The organism is Filimonas lacunae, assembly GCF_002355595.1.
Taxonomy (GTDB): Bacteria; Bacteroidota; Bacteroidia; order Chitinophagales; family Chitinophagaceae; genus Filimonas; species Filimonas lacunae.
Map to the genome: position 1 here is coordinate 6,407,654 of NZ_AP017422.1, position 17,677 is coordinate 6,425,330.

Consider the following 17,677-nt stretch of genomic DNA (forward strand, 5'->3'; position numbering starts at 1 on the left):
TAAACACACTCAATAATGATTGATGTAATTCTGGGGCTGCAGTGGGGTGATGAAGGCAAAGGTAAAATTGTAGATTACTTTGCTCCCAACTACGATATAATCGCCCGTTTTCAGGGCGGCCCTAACGCAGGCCATACATTGTATGTTGGTGATAAAAAAGTAGTATTACACCAGATACCTTCCGGCATTTTTCACCAAAACACTATCAACCTTATCGGTAATGGTGTAGTGTTAGATCCTGTTACACTTAAAAAAGAGTGCGATACAGTTGCATCTTTTGGTATAGATGTTAAAAAGAACCTGTTTATTTCTGAAAGAACCAATCTTATTTTACCTACCCACCGTGCATTGGATAAGGCATCTGAACTATCTAAGGGCGATGGCAAAATAGGCTCTACTTTAAAAGGTATTGGACCTGCCTATATGGACAAAACAGGCCGTAACGCTATTCGTGTGGGCGACCTGCTGGACAAAAATTTCACCAGCCAATACATCAAAATCCGTTTAAAGCACCAGAAGTTGCTGGACAACTTCCACTTTAATGAAGATATTTCTCAGTGGGAAGAAGAGTTCTTCGAAGCACTGGAGTTTTTACGTACATTAAACATTGTGAATGGTGAATATTTCATCAACAATCACATGGCTAATGGTAAAAAAGTACTGGCAGAAGGTGCACAGGGCAGCATGCTGGATATTGATTTCGGTACCTTCCCGTTTGTTACTTCTTCCAACACTATCTCTGCCGGCGTATGTAATGGCTTAGGCGTTGCACCGCAAAAAATTAAAGAGGTATTAGGCGTAACAAAGGCTTATTGTACACGTGTAGGTGGTGGACCTTTCCCTACTGAATTACACGACGCAACAGGTGAAGAATTAAGGAAAATAGGCAGTGAATTTGGCGCTACTACCGGTCGTCCACGTCGTTGTGGCTGGATTGACCTGGTAGCCTTGAAATTTGCCTGCATGATCAATGGCGTTACACAGGTGGTAATGACCAAAGCAGATGTACTGGATACGTTTGAAGAACTGAAAGTGTGTACTTCTTACAATATCAATGGTACTGAAAAAGCAGAGGTGCCTTTTCAAATGACAAGAGTAAACATTGAGCCTATTTATAAATCATTTAAAGGCTGGAACAGTGACTCTACCAAAATAAAAGAAGCATCTGCAATGACTGCTGATATGCATACTTACATTAAGTTTATCAACGAATACATTGGAGCACCAACACGTTATGTATCCAATGGTCCGGGACGTGAGCAAATTATCCGATTATAATATAGTCAGGCACTGAATTTGATGTGTCGAAATTTTTTTGCTGATTAAAAAAACTCGTTGAAATTTTACGGAGTAATTTCAGGATTATGGCAACAAAACCAGGTAAAGAGAAAAAAACTACAGGCCCCTCCGCAGCGGCAAACAACAGTGAAGAAAAACCATCTTCAAAATCTAAGAAACAATTAGAGGAAGACGAGGATGACGATGACTTTGAAGAGGATGATGAAGAAACCAAAGCTCCTGCTAAAAAAGGTGCCAAAGCTGCTCCTAAGAAGTCTAAGGACGACGATGATGACAACGACGATGATGATGATGGAGATGATTCAGAAGAGGAAGATGACGATTGGAACAAGTCGGACGAGGATGAAGATAGCTGGGACCCTGATTTTGAAGAGTTTGACATTCCTAAGTCAAAAAATAAAAAATCATCCGGCACCGGCAGTCCTGGTAAAAAAGGAGAAGAGGAAGATGATTTTAAATTAGATGATGACTTCAAAGAATTCGATTTATTTAACGACAGCGGAAGCGGCTTCAACGACGACGAAGACGACGACTTCTAAAGTTGTGAGGTCTGTTGCTGAATTTTCAGTCAATAATCTAAACGTATGCAAGCAGCAAATGCTAAACTGGGCTAACCGGTTTAGCGTTTGCTGCTTTTTAGATAATAACGGATACCAGCAATCCTACCACTCCTACGAGTGCTTGCTGGCAGTTGATCCGGTAACCGTTTTTACAGCTGAAGACGGCCCCTTACTTCCTCCTCTTGCACATTTCCTGCAACAACAAAACGACTGGCTTTTTGGCCATTTCAGTTATCATAGCACATTACCTGACTATGCCGTTGATGCAGCCCATTTGCTGAATGAAAGTGGCTTTCCCGCTGCCTTTCTATTCCAGCCCGAAACAGTGATTGAAATAAAAAACAACCTGGTGCGGATAAGCTGCCTGCATAGCAACCCGGAAGCGGTATGGAAAGCGATTCAACAAACCAGTATTACTACCGAAGCAGCCACCAATGGCAACGTACAAATACAGTCACGTTTTAGTAAAGCGGAATACCTGCACACCATAGAGCAGTTGCTGGCCCACATAAAGCGGGGCGACTGTTATGAAATTAACTTTTGCCAGGAGTTTTTTGCTCCGCAAACAGCCATAGCTCCGGTGCCTTTGTATCAGAAACTAACCCAATTATCTCCTACTCCCTACGCTGCCTTTTATAAAGTAAACCAGCAATATGCACTATGTGCAAGCCCCGAACGTTATTTAAGAAAGCAGGGCAACACTCTTATTTCGCAGCCCATTAAGGGAACAGCCAAACGGGTAACCCATCATCCGCAACAAGATGAAGCCGCGCGTGAAGCTTTGTACAACAGTGCTAAAGAAAGAAGTGAAAATGTAATGGTGGTTGACCTGGTGAGAAACGATTTCAGCCGCATTTGCCTGCCCGGTTCTGTAATAGTAGAAGAGCTTTTTGGCATTTATAGCTTCCCGCAGGTGCATCAGATGATATCCACTATCAAAGGAGAGTTGCCGCCCGGAACAGGCCTTGCAAAAGCGCTGGCAGCCACCTTTCCAATGGGGTCAATGACAGGGGCGCCTAAAGAGCGTGTGATAGCACTTACCAACCGGTACGAACGCACCCAAAGAGGATTGTATTCAGGCTGTATTGGCTATATAACCCCGGAAGGAGATTTTGACTGGAACGTAGTGATCAGAAGTATACTGTATAATGCAGATAAACAATATCTGAGCTACCAGGTAGGTGGCGGCATTACCTTTTACAGTAATGCCGACAAAGAATATGAAGAATGCCTGCTTAAAGCTGCAGCCATTAAAAAAGCATTGGAATAATTACGCTTTTACTACCGGAGTGCTGGTAGTAGCAGGAGGAGCCAGCAGCACTTGTATGCTTTGTTGTAAAATCTCCTGACGCTTTTCCTGAAATTCGGTCAGCTTTTCATTGGGCAAACGCAAATCATACGCCTGACCTTGTGAAAGCTTCTTATCAAATCCCGGGTTTAATTTTTTAAATTCTACCAGGTCCATCAGCAACACTTTGGCTATCACGCCAGCATTATACTTGCCCGATATAGAGATTACCCCTGTTTTTTCCAGCACTGTATCTGCCAGTTGCTTTTGTCCCAACAATACCGCCACATTCTCCCTTTGAATAGCAGTTTCTGCTGCGGTTAAAGTAGTCCAGCCACCACCGCCTTCAAAAATATAATGGGTAGCGATGTATTTTTTTACGTGATTCCGGGTTTGCTCTGGCAAATAAGCCTGCAATGCCCAGAAATCGCGGCTACCTGCCTTTTTAATAGCCTGTTTTACCCTGCCAACGCCGCCGTTGTAAGCCGCAATTACCAGTAACCAGTCACCAAACTCATTGTGCAGCTCATTGATGAGCTTACACGCAGCATAAGTGCTTTTGGTAAAATCAGTACGCTCATCCTTTAAGCCACGGCCAGTTTTCAGATGATACCGTTTGGCCTCATCCGGCATCAGTTGCCATGGGCCTACCGCTCCTGCACCGGACACCAGGCCCCTGCGCAGATGACTTTCAATAATAGACAGGTATTTTAATTCAACCGGAATACCATTCTCCGTTAAAATTCTGTCATACAAATCTATGTAGGTTTTACCCCACTCCTTCATTTTACCGTACTCTTCCGATTCCAGGCGAATGTAGTTTTCAACAAAAGAAACAGCCTGCGGATTTAATCTGAAGAAGCCTGGATTGGCTGCATCATAATCCTGCTTATCACCAAAAAGGCTTTTGAAACCTTTTGAGTTATTGGCCGCGCTATCTTTTGATTTTTTGTCGTCACCGTCTGTGTAAGTGTGCAGGCTATTATCATAGCCAAAAGACATAACTGATAAACTGGTTAGCAACAACAACATTGCGCCGGCTAAAGATCTACCCATCAGTTTTCGGAAAGAGATACCGAAGAGAAAAAACTGTTTGCCCTGCATTCTGTTTAAGCATTTAAATGAAAAAATAAGTCAGCTCTAACGGATCTGCCACATCAGTTTCTTTACCTCGTCACATTACTCCGCTCCGTTTAATTGCATCAACCTTTTTGAAAGGCGCAGCAAAGTTACTTCATTCATTTGAGAAGTCATAACCTGCATACCAAAAGGCATGCCATTTGAGTGTTGGAACAATGGGAGGGAAATTCCGGGTATTCCTACCAGGTTGGCGAACACTGTATAAATGTCAGCCAGGAACATTTCAATGGGGTCGTTACTCTTCTCCCCAATCTTAAATGCGGGGGATGGAACAGTAGGAGAAAGGATAGCATCGTACTGGCCAAATATAGCCTGTGTTTTCTGGGAGAGAATCTGTCTAATTTGTTGAGCCTTAGTATAATAGGCATCATAATAACCGGCGCTCAGCACAAAGGTGCCCAGCATAATCCGGCGCTTCACTTCCTTGCCAAAACCTTCGCTTCTGTTCTGCTTATAAAAGACTGACAAATCATCACTTTTTTCAGCAGAGCGATAGCCAAATTTCACCCCGTCGTAGCGGGATAAATTGCTGCTGGCTTCGGCAGTTGTTAAAATATAGTAAGTGGGAACAACGTAATCAAGTAACTCAAAATCAATGGCTTGCACTGTATGGCCCGCGTCTGTTAATCTTTTCACAAACAGCTCAAAAGCGGCCTTGATTTCGGGGTCTAAGCCCGGATGTTCCAGTGATTCTTTAAAATAAGCCAGTTTATAGGTAGCGTTATCTACCCCTGCAACAGCCGATGCAGCCGGTGGCGGCGCGTCGTTCACAGTGCTGTCGTAAGCATCCGCACCACTCATTACCTCCAGGGCTAAAGCCACGTCGTCAATGGAGGTGCCGAAAATTCCTATCTGGTCAAAAGAAGAAGCATAGGCAATTAAGCCATAGCGCGAAATGCGCCCGTAAGAAGGTTTTAAACCAATGATACCGCAAAAGTCTGCCGGCTGCCTCACCGAGCCACCGGTATCGCTACCCAGGCTTAGCATACACAATCCGGCCTGAACAGCCACTGCCGAACCACCCGAAGAACCTCCGGGTACGCGGGTAGTATCTGCCGCGTTCAGCACATGACCATAGGCTGAATTTTCATTGCTGCTACCCATAGCAAACTCGTCGCAGTTTTGCCGGCCAATAATAATAGCACCTTCGTCCAGCAAACACTGAACTGCGGTAGCATTATAAACAGAGGTAAAACCATCCAGGATATGGGACGAAGCAGTAAGCTTGTGCCCTTTAAAGCTGATCACATCTTTAATACCTATTACCACCCCATGCAGCTTGCCATGTAACCCATTTTTGCTACGTTGCTCGTCGAGATAACGGGCATTAGTTAACGCTTCTTCGGCAAAAATTTCTACAAAAGCATTCAGGTGGCTGCTAACTTCAATTTGCTGTAAATAATAATGAACGGCTTCTACACAGGTAGTAGTGCCGTTCATTAAAGCATTTTGATAGTCTTTGATACTGGAAAAGTGGTACAAAGGCTAAAAAAGATTTTGATGAGGGGTAAGATTACTGTTGTGTCGTGGTTGTAGCAGAAGCCTTATGGTCTTTCTCTTTAATTCCTTCCTCCAGTTCTTTCTTCACATTGTCTTTAGCATCGTTAAACTCACGAATACCTTTACCCAGACCTCTCATGAACTCAGGGATCTTGCGACCACCAAACAGTACCAGTACCACTACGGCTATCAGCAGTATTTCCTGGAAACCTAAATTACCCATATAAGTATAATTGAAAGATGAAAAACAAAGTTATTTACATGCACCTGAATAAAAAAGCGAAAGTTTAGTTATACCCAAACTCTCGCCATTTATAAAGTTCATCTGCAGTATAATATACTTAGAAACGCTTTTCTTTAATTCTGGCGCTTTTACCACTACGCTCACGCAGGTAAAACAGTTTGGCACGACGTACTTTACCTACTTTATTTAACTGAACGGAGTCAATGTTAGGAGAATAGAAAGGGAAAATTCTTTCTACACCTATTCCGTCAGATATTTTACGTACAGTAAAAGTAGCAGTAGCACCTGTACCCTGAGTTTTCAACACGTCGCCGCGGAAGCTCTGGATACGCTCTTTACCACCTTCTACAATTTTATAGTTAACGGTAATGTTATCACCCGCTTTAAAATTAGGAAACTCTTTTTTCGAGCTCAGTTGCTCGTGCACAAATTGAACTGCTGCGTTCATGACTCAAAAATTTAAGGACCGCAAAGGTAATAAATAAATTCAAAACACAAAAGGAAATAATAAAAAACGGGTCCAAACTTTTTATCGTCCCTTTCAGCTCTGTTAACACCGGTACTTATCTCGCCACGTTCACCGCTCTTTTCTCCCGGATAACAGTCACTTTAATCTGGCCCGGATAAGTCATTTCGGTTTGTATTTTCTGAGCTATTTCAAAGCTCAGTTTATCGCTGTCGCTGTCAGTTACCTTATCAGCTTCTACAATAACGCGTAATTCACGGCCTGCCTGGATAGCATACGCCTTTTCAACGCCCTGGTAGCCTGTAGCAAGGTTTTCCAGGTCTTTAATGCGTTGCAGGTACTGCTGCATAATTTCGCGTCTTGCACCCGGTCTTGCGCCGCTAATGGCGTCACAGGCCTGTACAATCGGAGAAATCACATATTGCATTTCCATTTCATCGTGGTGTGCGCCAATAGCGTTTACCACGGCAGGATTTTCGCCGTATTTCTCGGCCAGTTTAGCACCCAGTAAGGCGTGGCTCAGTTCAGTTTCTTCATCAGGCACTTTACCAATGTCGTGCAATAAACCTGCACGCTTAGCCAGCTTAGGGTTCAGGCCCAGCTCAGCTGCCATAATACCACACAGGTTGGCTACTTCACGGCTGTGCATCAGCAGGTTTTGACCGTAAGAAGAGCGGAAACGCATTTTACCTACAATTCTCACCAGCTCTTTATGCAAACCGTGAATGCCTAATTCCATAACGGTACGTTCGCCAATTTCCAATACCTGCTCTTCCAGTTGCTTCCGGGTTTTCTCCACCACTTCCTCAATACGGGCAGGGTGAATACGTCCGTCGGCCACCAGGCGCTGTAAAGATAAACGGGCAATTTCGCGGCGTAATGGGTCGAAAGAAGACAATACAATCGCTTCCGGGGTATCATCTACTATCAAATCCACACCGGTGGCGGCTTCAATAGCGCGAATGTTTCTACCCTCACGACCAATGATCTGGCCTTTGATTTCATCACTTTCCAGGTTAAACACAGTAACTGTGTTTTCGATGGTTTGCTCAGCAGCAGTGCGCTGAATACTTTGGATGATAATTTTGCGGGCTTCTTTGTTTGCCTTCTGCTTGGCATCTTCCACAATTTCCTGCTGAATGGCCAGAGCTTGTGTTTGCGCCTCGTGTTTCAGGCTTTCCACTAACTGTGCCTTAGCTTCCTCCGCAGTAAGTCCGGATATTTTTTCCAGACGGCGAATGTGCTCTTCCTGGTGTTTTTCCAGTTCAGAACGCTTGTGGTTTACCAGTTCAATCTGGCGATTTAAATTTTCTTTAATCGCCTCGTTTTCTTTTACTTGCTTGTCTAAAGCAACTTCTTTTTGGTTGGCTGCAATTTCTTTCTGCTTAGTGCGGTTTTCGGCTTCGCTAATCTTTTTATTCCTTTCTAAAACATCCTTGTCATGCTCAGCTTTCAGTTGCACAAATTTTTCTTTGGCTTCCAGCTGTTTCTCTTTCTTGATAGTTTCTGCTCTAATTTCCGCTTCCTTTATTATAGATTGAGCCTGTAAACTGGCGTCATCAACCTGTTTTTTGGTGTTTTTAGCGAAAAGAAATTTACCCGCTATAATGCCCGCAGCTAACGCAACAATCCCTAGAACAATAGCTGTTTGATCCATGCTAATCGCGATTTAATTAATTGAAAATCATATGTCCCGGCTCAGTCAAATATGTCTGAAACGGGTAGGTGGAAGTTGCGAAGATAATTAAAGCAAATTAATTTCCGCATAAAGGAGAAAATTCCAAAATTGGTACTAAAATTTCCCAATAAAAGACAGTAAAATAAAAAATACTAAGTTGTTAATTGACTGCCAGTCAATTGTAAACGCTTGCGTTTTGGCACCAAAGTTGGCTTATTAATAATGTCCGTTTTTAATCCGAAAGAAAACTGTGAACTGTAAAAAGGGCTGGAAGCTGAACCAGCCCTTTTGTTTTGTACCTACCCCTACCATTCAGGAGTCTTTACCCTCTTTATTTTTTTCCTTCCCATACTTTAGCCTATCCTGAAAGCTCAGGAATTGGGCTTCTCAACTTAGAAATGAGCCCGTTCAACTCTTATATGTTGGGTTGTACCATACTTCCAGCCAGTACGTGCAACTGTTGCAGAAGTTCTGGCACTTACCGGAAGAACTTTCAGAAGCTTTCCAAAAGTACTGGCATCATTGGGGAGAGTACTTGAATAAAATGCCAGTACTCACCAGACCTTCCGGAATGTTCCGGCATTTGCCGGACCCGTTTTCTGGACTCATCACAGAGATTGCCGGACACATTTACCAACTTACTGGGCAAATCCATGAACTCTTGCGGCAAATTCTCCAACCTTCTGGCCATTTCAGGGAGTTGCCTGGAATGCTCAGGCAACCTTATGGGCATTTCAGGGAGCTCTCTGGAAGGATGCCACAACCTTCTGGCCATTTCAAAGAGTTGCCTGGAATGCTCAGGCAACCTTCTGGGCAAATCAGGGAGTTGCCTGAAAGGATGCCACAACCTTCTGGCCATTTCAGGGAACTCTCTGGGCAAATGCCACAACTCTCCGGGCATTTCCACCAACTCTCTGGCGAAAAAATAAAGTCCGTTTTTAAGCACCATATGGCCACTGGCAGGAGAAATTCAACAGCATGTCCCGTAAAGTCCCATTATGGGAAAGATGTGAAAAGACATAAAGTACAACTCCCGGGTTCAGCGTAACGCTGCCCGGGAGTTGAATATTCAGTTACAGAAGTATTTGTGCTTATTTGGAATGATCTTCCAGTATACGATCAATCATACTTTCCAGGGAAGCCAGTTTATCAGAAGCATTCTTATTCCGTATGAGGTCGTTTCCTTCTTTACGTTGTTCTGTCGCCAACCATATCAGCACCATCGCAATATAATCCTGCATGTCTTTACCGGCAAACATGGTTTTAAACTCCACAATCTTATCATTTACCATCTTAATAACATTCCTAACCAGTTCTTCATCAGATGGTTCTATTTTCAAACGGTAAGTACGGTCACCTATCAGAATATTTACAGGAATCAAACTATCTAACATGGCAATTCTAAATTAAGCGTTCAACAACGACAAACACTTGTCTATCTCTTTCAAATACTGATCAACCCGCTTTTCCAATGCTTTTTTCTCTTCATCAGTCTGCGTTTTTGCATTCATCTGCAACACATCAATTTGCTGTTCCAGCTGATTCACAATAAAGTTTTTATTTTCCAGTGCAGCATGATGCAAAGCCAGCTCGCGTTTCAGCTGCTGGTTTTCTTTTTGTAAAGCCTGGTATTGCTTTAGCAAACGCTGCACTTTTTCGTGCAGCGCCATCAATTGTACTTCCAGGTCGGCCATTGTAGTGGGTTTATTTTCTTATCTCAGCTGATAATTCCTGTTCAAACGCCTGGATAATCTTGTTCATCATACCATCCGTTTCCTTATCGGTTAATGTTTTTTCCTCGTCAAGGAAAGTAAAGTTGATGGCCATAGATTTTTTATCCGCCCCCAGCTTATCACTTTCAAAAACGTCAAATAAACGCACCTGTTGTAAACGGGGTAGCTTTATTTTTTTGATAGTAGTTTCAATAGCATCATAGGTAGTGTTGCGTGCCACCACCAAAGCCAGATCGCGCTGTACCGCAGGATACTTAGCAATTTCGCTATAAGTGATTTTGCGGGCGGTAGCCAGCTGCACAAACTGCACTACATCAATATCCACAAAATATACAGCCTGTTTAATATCAAACCTGCCCAGCAACTCTTTGTTCACTACCGTTAAAGTACCAATTACCGTTTTGCCGCTGCCTACTTCCAGCACCAGCGGATGGCCTGCCTGCTCAAGGCTGCTAAAGCTGATAGCCGGCAAACCTGCCAGTTCGCAGATAGCTTCGGCTAAGCCTTTTACATAGTAGAAGTCAGCTCCTTTGCTTTTTTCCTGCCAGCTTTGTTCGTGCAGGGCGCCAGTAACATATAAGCAAAGATGTTCTGCCTCCTGGTATTTACCAGGTTCAGTGGAAGAATAGGTTTTACCAAATTCAAAAAACTGCAGGTTCTGATTTCTGCGGTTGATATTGTACGAGAATGCTTCCAGGCCGGTTTCCAGCATAGAAGGACGCATTACATCCAGCTCGGCGCTCAGGTTGTTGATCATTTTTACCGCAGTAGCCAACACTTCTTCTGTAAAATATTTGCTGTTGGTAATAGAGTTGGTCATGATTTCATTAAACCCTTTACCCACCAGGAAGGAAGCCAGCTTTTCTTTCAGGGCTTCTTTACTACCCAGTGCTTCCACAGAAGGCGCAATGGTGATAGAAGTAGGAATATCAATGTTATCCAAACCATCTATGCGCACCACTTCTTCTACCACGTCGGCCGGCAAAGTAATATCAGGTTTGCTGTAAGGCACAGCAACCCATAACTCGTCCATCCCCTCTTTCACAATTTCAAAGCCCAGGCTGGTTAAAATACGTTTTACGGCATCCGGGTGGTAGTTTTTACCACTCAGCTTTTTCAGGTAATGATATTTCAACGCAATCTGCGTTTTATACTTAGGCTCTGGATAAACATCCGTTACATCAGATACAATTTCGCCACCGGCAATTTCCCTGATCAACACCGCCGCGCGTTTTAACACGTTTACACAACCGGAAATATCCACGCCTTTCTCGAAACGGGTAGCTGCATCGGTACGCAGGCCATGACGGAAAGAAGTTTTACGGATGGTCATCGGGTTAAACCAGGCGCTTTCCAGGAACACTTCGGTAGTAGTTTCTGTAACACCACTATGTAAGCCACCAAACACCCCTGCTATACACATGGGTTCTTCGGCATTGCAAATCATCAGGTCTTCTGCCTGCAGTTTACGCTCTTTTTCATCGAGGGTAACAAAAGCAGTTCCTGCCGGCACGTTTTTCACCACCACTTTATTACCCTTGATAGCAGTAGCATCAAAAGCATGTAAAGGCTGGCCGGTTTCGTGCAATATAAAGTTGGTGATATCTACAATATTGTTGATAGGACGCAGGCCAATAGACAGCAACCTGTCTTTTAACCACTGAGGAGATTCTTTCACCGTTACACCGCTAATGCTTACGCCTGCATAACGCTGACAGGCTTCTTCATTTTCAATCACTACCTGAACGGCAGTGTCGGTGCGATCCGTTTTGAAGCTATTGTTAAACGGACTTACAAAACGAACTTCTTTATTGAAATGGTGGGTAAGATAAGCACATACATCCCGGGCAACACCGAAATGGCTCATGGCATCCATACGGTTAGGTGTTAACCCAATTTCGTATATCCAATCCTGGTAAGGTTTAAAATATTCAGCTGCTGGTGTGCCAGCTACTGTTTCAGCAGGCAATATCATAATACCTGCATGACTGCCCCCCATACCAATTTCGTCTTCGGCGCAAATCATACCCTGGCTTTCCACGCCACGGATTTTTGCACGTTTCATAGTCAGCGGTTCGCCCAACACAGGGTAAATAGTAGCACCAATGGTAGCTACCACCACTTTTTGTCCGGCAGCAACATTAGGTGCGCCACATACTATTTGTAAAGGCTCACCGCTTCCGATATTTACTTTGGTAACTTTTAATTTATCAGCATCCGGGTGCTTTTCACACTCCAGCACCTCGCCTATCACCAGGCCAGCCAATCCGCCCTTAATGCTTTCATACTTTTCAAGACTTTCTACTTCCAAACCAATGCTTGTAAGAATTTTAGAAAGCTTCTCCGGGTCCTGGGCCATATCGCCTCCAGGGAGGTAAGTACTTAACCAATTATAAGATATCGTCATGTATTGTTGCTTTGAACAGTTTGCAAATATAGTTCTAAGCATACGAATACTAAAACAAAGTACCCTGACTGCCCGGACGACAAAACTTTGTGCAATCAAGGGCCCAATGCTCGTCATCCAGGTGATATAACTGCTTGTATTTCTTGTGTTGTAGCCTGATAAGGTCGGCAATGGCCCCTTCTCCCCGCATTCTGGTGCCAAAACGGCTGTCATTTACCTGCCCGCCATGCCCTGCTTCTATCAAATGCCACACTTTATCGGCCCGGTCCGGGAAATTTTTATATAACCAGTCGTGAAACAATAATTTAACAGCACCATTCAGGCGAACAAAAGTGTAACCACTAAAAGTAGCCCCATTTTCACTGGCCTGTTTCATAATCCGTTGCATTTCATGCTCGTTCAGGCCTGGGATCATAGGCCCCATCATTACACCTGTTCGCACGCCTACCTCATTAAGTTCCTTTATAACCCTCAACCGCTGTTCCCCCGTAGCGGTACGCGGTTCCATTACCCGGCGCAAATCTTCGTTAAGGGTTGTTACCGACATCAGCACACTTACCAGGTTTTTGGCAGCCATTTTTTGCAACAGGTCTTTATCACGTAAAATGCCGGCATTTTTAGTAACGATGCCTACCGGCTGGTTAAACTCGTGGCATACTTCCAGTAGCTGACGGGTTAACCGGAATGTACGTTCGGCAGGTTGGTAACAATCGGTGTTACCACTTAAAGAAAGCGGTACACATTCCCATTTGGGATGCATCAGAAATTTGCGCAACAGGGCTGGTGCATTCTTTTTCACCATGATTTTGCTTTCAAAATCCAGCCCGGCGCTATAGCCATAATATTCAAAAGAGTTGCGTGCATAACAATAAATGCAGCCATGCTCGCAACCCTGGTAAGGGTTCATGCTGTAATACATGCCTACATCAGGGCTGTCTACCTTGTTCACGAGACTTTTGGCATTGTCTTCCATAAACACGGTAGCTTCATTATTATCCGTCCAGTCATCAATGCCCTCTACATGTTCACGCACCTGCTCGTGTGCCAGAAACCTATTCCTGGTATTGTACTGAGCCCCCCTCCCCTTCTTATATTCCGCTGCTCCATCGTCGTTGGCCCTCGCGGGTTTGGGACGGGAGTTGGGATTTCCCGACATGTTTTGCATACATCCTCTTTATCACATTAAAAAAACAAGGCGCCCTGGGCTGCTGCTACCGGCTTGTTCATTAAAGCAAACCGCTCTACAAACTGGAACGAACGCAGCCCTGCCGGACGTTTCAACAACACCAGCTCGCCCGCCATAAAACGCCCGCTGAAAGATTGTTGCTGGTAGTCTTTCCAGGCTTGCTCGTATTGTTGGGCATTCAGCTTACGGGCAATCATCATACGAGGCTCGGTAATAAAATGCGGTGTAGTGTTTTCGTATTTCATCAACCGCTGCACTTGGCGCAGTTGCCGCACAATATGCTGCACGGCCACTTTGCTGGCCACTTTTATAAAGATGGAATGTGTAGGCTCACTGCCAAAATCGCGCAGTTCTATTTTAACAGGAGCACAACGTCCTGCAATACCACGCAACTGCCGGATAATACGCTCTTCTGCCATCTGCGCCTGGGTAAACCGCAGCAAAACAATGTTGGGCTTACCAAAGGCGCTGGCCGCGGCATTATACCTTTCGGCAAAATTGTTCTTCTCCAGCATTACCTTCTCATGCACATCTTCGTCGGGCTGTATTACCAATATGTATTCGCTTGCTGCATAACCTGCCAGCTGAACTCCGGGTTCCATAAAATTTAATTTTTACAGATAATAAACTTAGCATAAAATTGCTAAATACATTAGTCTTGCGCAAATAAATTTTTCCATTCCGTTTTTACGGCTATACCTTTGAAGTGCTTTAGGGGTGCCAACAGGCTGAGACAATACCCTCAAAACCTGATCAGGATAATGCCTGCGAAGGGAAAAGTAAAAGAAGATTTTCTTCTGCTACTCCTGTTGCCATGCCCTGCAAACAACTCAGTTATGCAGGTACACATCAATCATCAGTTATTTCATTTACCGGATGACTCCGGTGCATCCATTATCCAGTTACTGGACCAGGCAGGTATTACCAGCCATACGGGTATTGCCCTTGCCGTAAACAACCAGGTAATACCACGCCCCCACTGGGGCAGTCACCAGTTGATGCCCGGTGATGCCATTACACTTATCAGCGCCACACAAGGCGGTTAACACCTAACAACAAACGATTATGAAACAGGAAAAGCTTCCCGTACAGGAAAGTGATGTTACCACCGGTAGCATCAGTGGTTCGCACAAAGTATATATTGCCGGCAGCACGCCCGATATACAGGTGCCCATGCGCGAAATAACATTAAGTGATAACAACCTGCCCGTGCTGGTGTACGATACCAGCGGCTCTTATACCGATAGTAACGCGCACATTGATATAGAAAAAGGGCTGGCACGCAACAGGGAAAAATGGATACACGACCGGAACGACACACAATTGCTGGAAACCCTGTCATCGGAATATGGCCGCACCCGGCTACATGATGCTGCACTAGATAATATCCGGTTTAAGCACCTGCTGCACCAGCCCCGCAAAGCCCGCCCCGGTTATAACGTAACCCAACTGCATTATGCACGCAAAGGCATTATCACTCCTGAAATGGAATACATAGCCATTCGCGAAAACCAGCAAAGGCAGGCATTACAGCAGGCAACAGATCCTTTATGGCAACAACACCGGGGGCAAAACTTTGGTGCTAATATTCCCGTGCAGCCTATTACCCCCGAATTTGTAAGAGAAGAGGTAGCACGTGGCCGTGCCATTATACCCGCCAATATCAACCACCCCGAAAGTGAGCCCATGATCATTGGCCGCAACTTCCTGGTAAAAATCAACACCAACATTGGCAACTCGGCAGTGACTTCCAATATTGCCGAAGAAGTAGAAAAAGCAGTGTGGAGTTTTCGCTGGGGTGGCGATACCTTAATGGATTTATCTACCGGTAAAAACATTCATGAAACAAGGGAGTGGATTATACGCAACAGTCCTGTGCCCGTAGGTACTGTGCCCATTTACCAGGCGCTGGAAAAAGTAAACGGTAAAGCAGAAAACCTTACCTGGGAAATATTCCGCGATACACTGATTGAACAGGCAGAGCAGGGTGTGGATTACTTTACTATTCATGCCGGCGTGCTGTTGCGCTATATTCCCTTAACAGCCAAACGGGTTACAGGTATTGTATCGCGCGGGGGAAGCATTCTGGCTAAATGGTGCCTGGCCCATCACAAAGAAAATTTCCTGTACACGCATTTTGAAGAGATATGCGAAATTATGAAAGCCTATGATGTCAGCTTTTCGCTGGGCGATGGTTTACGCCCCGGCAGCATTGCCGATGCCAACGATGCAGCACAGTTTGCCGAACTGGAAACCCTGGGCGAGCTTACACAAATAGCCTGGAAGCACGATGTGCAGGTAATGATTGAAGGCCCCGGACATGTGCCTATGCATATGATTAAAGAAAACATGAACAAACAACTGGCCCTGTGTAATGAAGCGCCTTTTTATACGTTAGGACCACTCACTACTGATATAGCTCCCGGTTATGATCATATTACCTCGGCCATTGGTGCTGCCATGATAGGCTGGTTTGGCACTGCCATGCTGTGCTATGTTACCCCTAAAGAACACCTGGGCCTGCCCAATAAAAAAGATGTAAAAGATGGCATTATTGCTTATAAGATAGCTGCCCATGCCGCCGACCTGGCCAAAGGCCACCCCGGTGCGCAACACAGGGATAATGCTTTAAGCAAGGCGCGCTTTGAATTCAGATGGGAAGACCAGTTTAACTTATCGCTGGACCCCGACACTGCACGCGCCTACCACGATGCTACCCTGCCTGCCGAAGGCGCTAAAACAGCGCACTTCTGTTCTATGTGCGGCCCTAATTTCTGCTCTATGAAAATAACGCAGGAAGTACGGCAATATGCCACAGACAGTGGCATTAGCGAAACAGAAGCGCTTGCCGCCGGCATGCAGCAGAAAGCAAAAGAGTTTACCGAACAAGGCAATGAAATTTACCTGTAATGCTACTGATAGCTATTACCAGTGATTGCTTTTTTGCAGAGGAACCCGCTGCCATCAACGCTATGTTTGCAGCGGGGCTTCCTTGTTTGCATATACGCAAACCCGGCGCCACCATGCAACAGATAAGCCACCTGCTGCAACAGATACATACCTGTTACTACCCGCAAATAAGCCTGCATGCACATCATCACTTAGCGGCTGGTTACCCTATTACCCGGCTGCATTTTACTGAGCAGGCGCGTGCCAACAGCCAACCGCACCAGTGGCAACAGTGGCAGGAAAAGGGCTATCAACTCAGCACCTCCATACATCAGCTGCACCAGTTGCCCGCATTGAAAGGATATTTCAGCTATGCATTTTATGGCCCGGTGTTTAACAGCATTTCCAAACAAAACTATCCCGGCATAGCAAACAGCCATTTTTACCTGCATGCCACACAAAAAAGCATTCCGTTAATAGCATTAGGCGGTATTACCCCCCATAACATCACCACTGTGCAACAAATGAATTTTGATGGCGTGGCCTTATTGGGTTGTTTATGGCAACAACCGCAACAGGCAGCCGATATCATTGCTTCACTGTTACCCACCATTCATTCGTTATGAGCATACACACAGCAACTACACCCGTTATTCATCCGCTGCATTATATATCGCAGGAGCAGGCAGGCCTATCACACACTACCGCCATACACCAGGCGTTGGATGCAGGCTGCCGCTGGATACAACTGCGGGTAAAAGAAAAAACCATACAGGAAATAACAACACTGGCCACGCAAACACAAAAGCTGTGCAAGCAATACCAGGCGGTGTTTATTCTCAACGACTATCCTGCCATAGCCAGGGAAACCGGCGCACATGGCGTGCACCTGGGCCTTACCGATATGCCCGTTGCAGAAGCCAGAATAATAGCCGGCCCTCACTGCATCATTGGTGGCACCGCCAACACCTTTGCACACATTCAGCAACGCACACAGGAAGGCTGTGATTACATTGGCCTTGGCCCCTTCCGGTTCACTACTACCAAACAAAAGCTCAGTCCTGTTCTTGGTTTGCAAGGCTATGCCGCAATCGTGCTGCAGGCACACCAACAGCAACTGGCGTTGCCGCCTGTGATAGCTATTGGCGGCATTACGCCCGAAGATGTGCCTGGCCTTATGCAAACCGGTGTTAAGGGCATAGCCTTGTCGGGCGCTATTACCCATGCAGCCGATCGCACACAGGTAGTAACCTATTTACATACTTTATTAAACAGTCAATAATCTTT

Annotated in this window: 17 protein-coding genes and 1 riboswitch; of the genes, 7 read left to right on the forward strand and 10 right to left on the reverse strand. The window is 45.1% G+C overall.

All coding sequences use genetic code 11. The annotated features are described in order from the left end of the window. Nucleotides 1-15 precede the first annotated feature (15 nt). The 3 genes from FLA_RS25125 to FLA_RS25135 all read left to right on the forward strand — a co-directional run bounded on the left by FLA_RS25125 (nt 16) and on the right by FLA_RS25135 (nt 3,129). Nucleotides 16-1,278 (forward strand): adenylosuccinate synthase, encoded by a 1,263-nt coding sequence (locus tag FLA_RS25125; RefSeq protein ID WP_076375515.1) that lies wholly within the window; start codon nt 16-18, stop codon nt 1,276-1,278. A gap of 86 nt (nt 1,279-1,364) precedes the next feature. Beyond that, nucleotides 1,365-1,838 (forward strand): hypothetical protein, encoded by a 474-nt coding sequence (locus FLA_RS31570; RefSeq protein WP_076375517.1) that lies wholly within the window; start codon nt 1,365-1,367, stop codon nt 1,836-1,838. A 58-nt stretch (nt 1,839-1,896) separates the two neighbouring features. Then, nucleotides 1,897-3,129 carry an anthranilate synthase component I family protein gene (locus FLA_RS25135; RefSeq protein ID WP_076375519.1) on the forward strand — a complete coding sequence of 411 codons (1,233 nt, stop codon included), beginning with the start codon at nt 1,897-1,899 and terminating at the stop codon, nt 3,127-3,129. Here the strand turns inward: FLA_RS25135 and FLA_RS25140 are convergent, their stop codons facing one another. The 10 genes from FLA_RS25140 to FLA_RS25190 form a co-directional block, all read right to left on the reverse strand. Continuing rightward, nucleotides 3,130-4,149 carry a lytic transglycosylase domain-containing protein gene (locus FLA_RS25140; RefSeq protein WP_076375521.1) on the reverse strand — a complete coding sequence of 340 codons (1,020 nt, stop codon included), beginning with the start codon at nt 4,147-4,149 and terminating at the stop codon, nt 3,130-3,132. A 177-nt stretch (nt 4,150-4,326) separates the two neighbouring features. Further along, nucleotides 4,327-5,769, reverse strand: coding sequence for an Asp-tRNA(Asn)/Glu-tRNA(Gln) amidotransferase subunit GatA (gene gatA / locus FLA_RS25145; RefSeq protein ID WP_076375523.1), 1,443 nt, complete (start codon nt 5,767-5,769; stop codon nt 4,327-4,329). 31 nt (nt 5,770-5,800) lie between these two features. Beyond that, nucleotides 5,801-6,010 (reverse strand): Sec-independent protein translocase subunit TatA/TatB, encoded by a 210-nt coding sequence (locus tag FLA_RS25150; protein ID WP_076375525.1) that lies wholly within the window; start codon nt 6,008-6,010, stop codon nt 5,801-5,803. Between the two features lie 118 nt (nt 6,011-6,128). Beyond that, on the reverse strand, nt 6,129-6,479 hold the full coding sequence (gene rplS, locus FLA_RS25155) for a 50S ribosomal protein L19 (protein ID WP_076375527.1): 351 nt from the start codon (nt 6,477-6,479) through the stop codon (nt 6,129-6,131). Between the two features lie 115 nt (nt 6,480-6,594). After that, the gene (rny, locus tag FLA_RS25160; RefSeq protein ID WP_076375529.1) at nt 6,595-8,154 is read right to left on the reverse strand and encodes a ribonuclease Y; all 1,560 of its coding nucleotides are present in this window, start codon (nt 8,152-8,154) and stop codon (nt 6,595-6,597) included. 1,112 nt (nt 8,155-9,266) lie between these two features. After that, complete coding sequence (locus tag FLA_RS25170) at nt 9,267-9,569, reverse strand: cell division protein ZapA (RefSeq protein ID WP_076375533.1); 303 nt, start codon at nt 9,567-9,569, stop codon at nt 9,267-9,269. A gap of 12 nt (nt 9,570-9,581) precedes the next feature. Then, on the reverse strand, nt 9,582-9,869 hold the full coding sequence (locus FLA_RS25175) for a hypothetical protein (RefSeq protein ID WP_076375535.1): 288 nt from the start codon (nt 9,867-9,869) through the stop codon (nt 9,582-9,584). A gap of 10 nt (nt 9,870-9,879) precedes the next feature. Beyond that, nucleotides 9,880-12,315: a phenylalanine--tRNA ligase subunit beta gene (gene pheT, locus FLA_RS25180; protein ID WP_076375537.1), complete on the reverse strand. Its 2,436-nt coding sequence runs from the start codon at nt 12,313-12,315 to the stop codon at nt 9,880-9,882. A gap of 49 nt (nt 12,316-12,364) precedes the next feature. Continuing rightward, nucleotides 12,365-13,480 carry a PA0069 family radical SAM protein gene (locus FLA_RS25185; RefSeq protein ID WP_231940327.1) on the reverse strand — a complete coding sequence of 372 codons (1,116 nt, stop codon included), beginning with the start codon at nt 13,478-13,480 and terminating at the stop codon, nt 12,365-12,367. 17 nt (nt 13,481-13,497) lie between these two features. Continuing rightward, nucleotides 13,498-14,103 carry a 2'-5' RNA ligase family protein gene (locus FLA_RS25190; RefSeq protein ID WP_076375539.1) on the reverse strand — a complete coding sequence of 202 codons (606 nt, stop codon included), beginning with the start codon at nt 14,101-14,103 and terminating at the stop codon, nt 13,498-13,500. Between the two features lie 101 nt (nt 14,104-14,204). Further along, nucleotides 14,205-14,294, forward strand: a riboswitch (TPP riboswitch). Between the two features lie 43 nt (nt 14,295-14,337). Here FLA_RS25190 and thiS point away from each other — a divergent pair. From thiS to FLA_RS25210, 4 genes are read left to right on the forward strand one after another with little or no spacing between them, the layout of a single operon-like run. Next, the gene (thiS, locus tag FLA_RS25195; protein ID WP_076375541.1) at nt 14,338-14,547 is read left to right on the forward strand and encodes a sulfur carrier protein ThiS; all 210 of its coding nucleotides are present in this window, start codon (nt 14,338-14,340) and stop codon (nt 14,545-14,547) included. 19 nt (nt 14,548-14,566) lie between these two features. Then, nucleotides 14,567-16,411: a phosphomethylpyrimidine synthase ThiC gene (thiC, locus tag FLA_RS25200; RefSeq protein WP_076375543.1), complete on the forward strand. Its 1,845-nt coding sequence runs from the start codon at nt 14,567-14,569 to the stop codon at nt 16,409-16,411. Beyond that, nucleotides 16,411-17,016: a thiamine phosphate synthase gene (locus FLA_RS25205; protein WP_076375545.1), complete on the forward strand. Its 606-nt coding sequence runs from the start codon at nt 16,411-16,413 to the stop codon at nt 17,014-17,016. Before thiC ends, FLA_RS25205 begins: the two co-directional genes overlap by 1 nt. After that, nucleotides 17,013-17,672, forward strand: coding sequence for a thiamine phosphate synthase (locus FLA_RS25210; protein WP_076375547.1), 660 nt, complete (start codon nt 17,013-17,015; stop codon nt 17,670-17,672). The genes FLA_RS25205 and FLA_RS25210 overlap by 4 nt, the downstream gene beginning before the upstream one ends. Nucleotides 17,673-17,677: the final 5 nt, after the last annotated feature.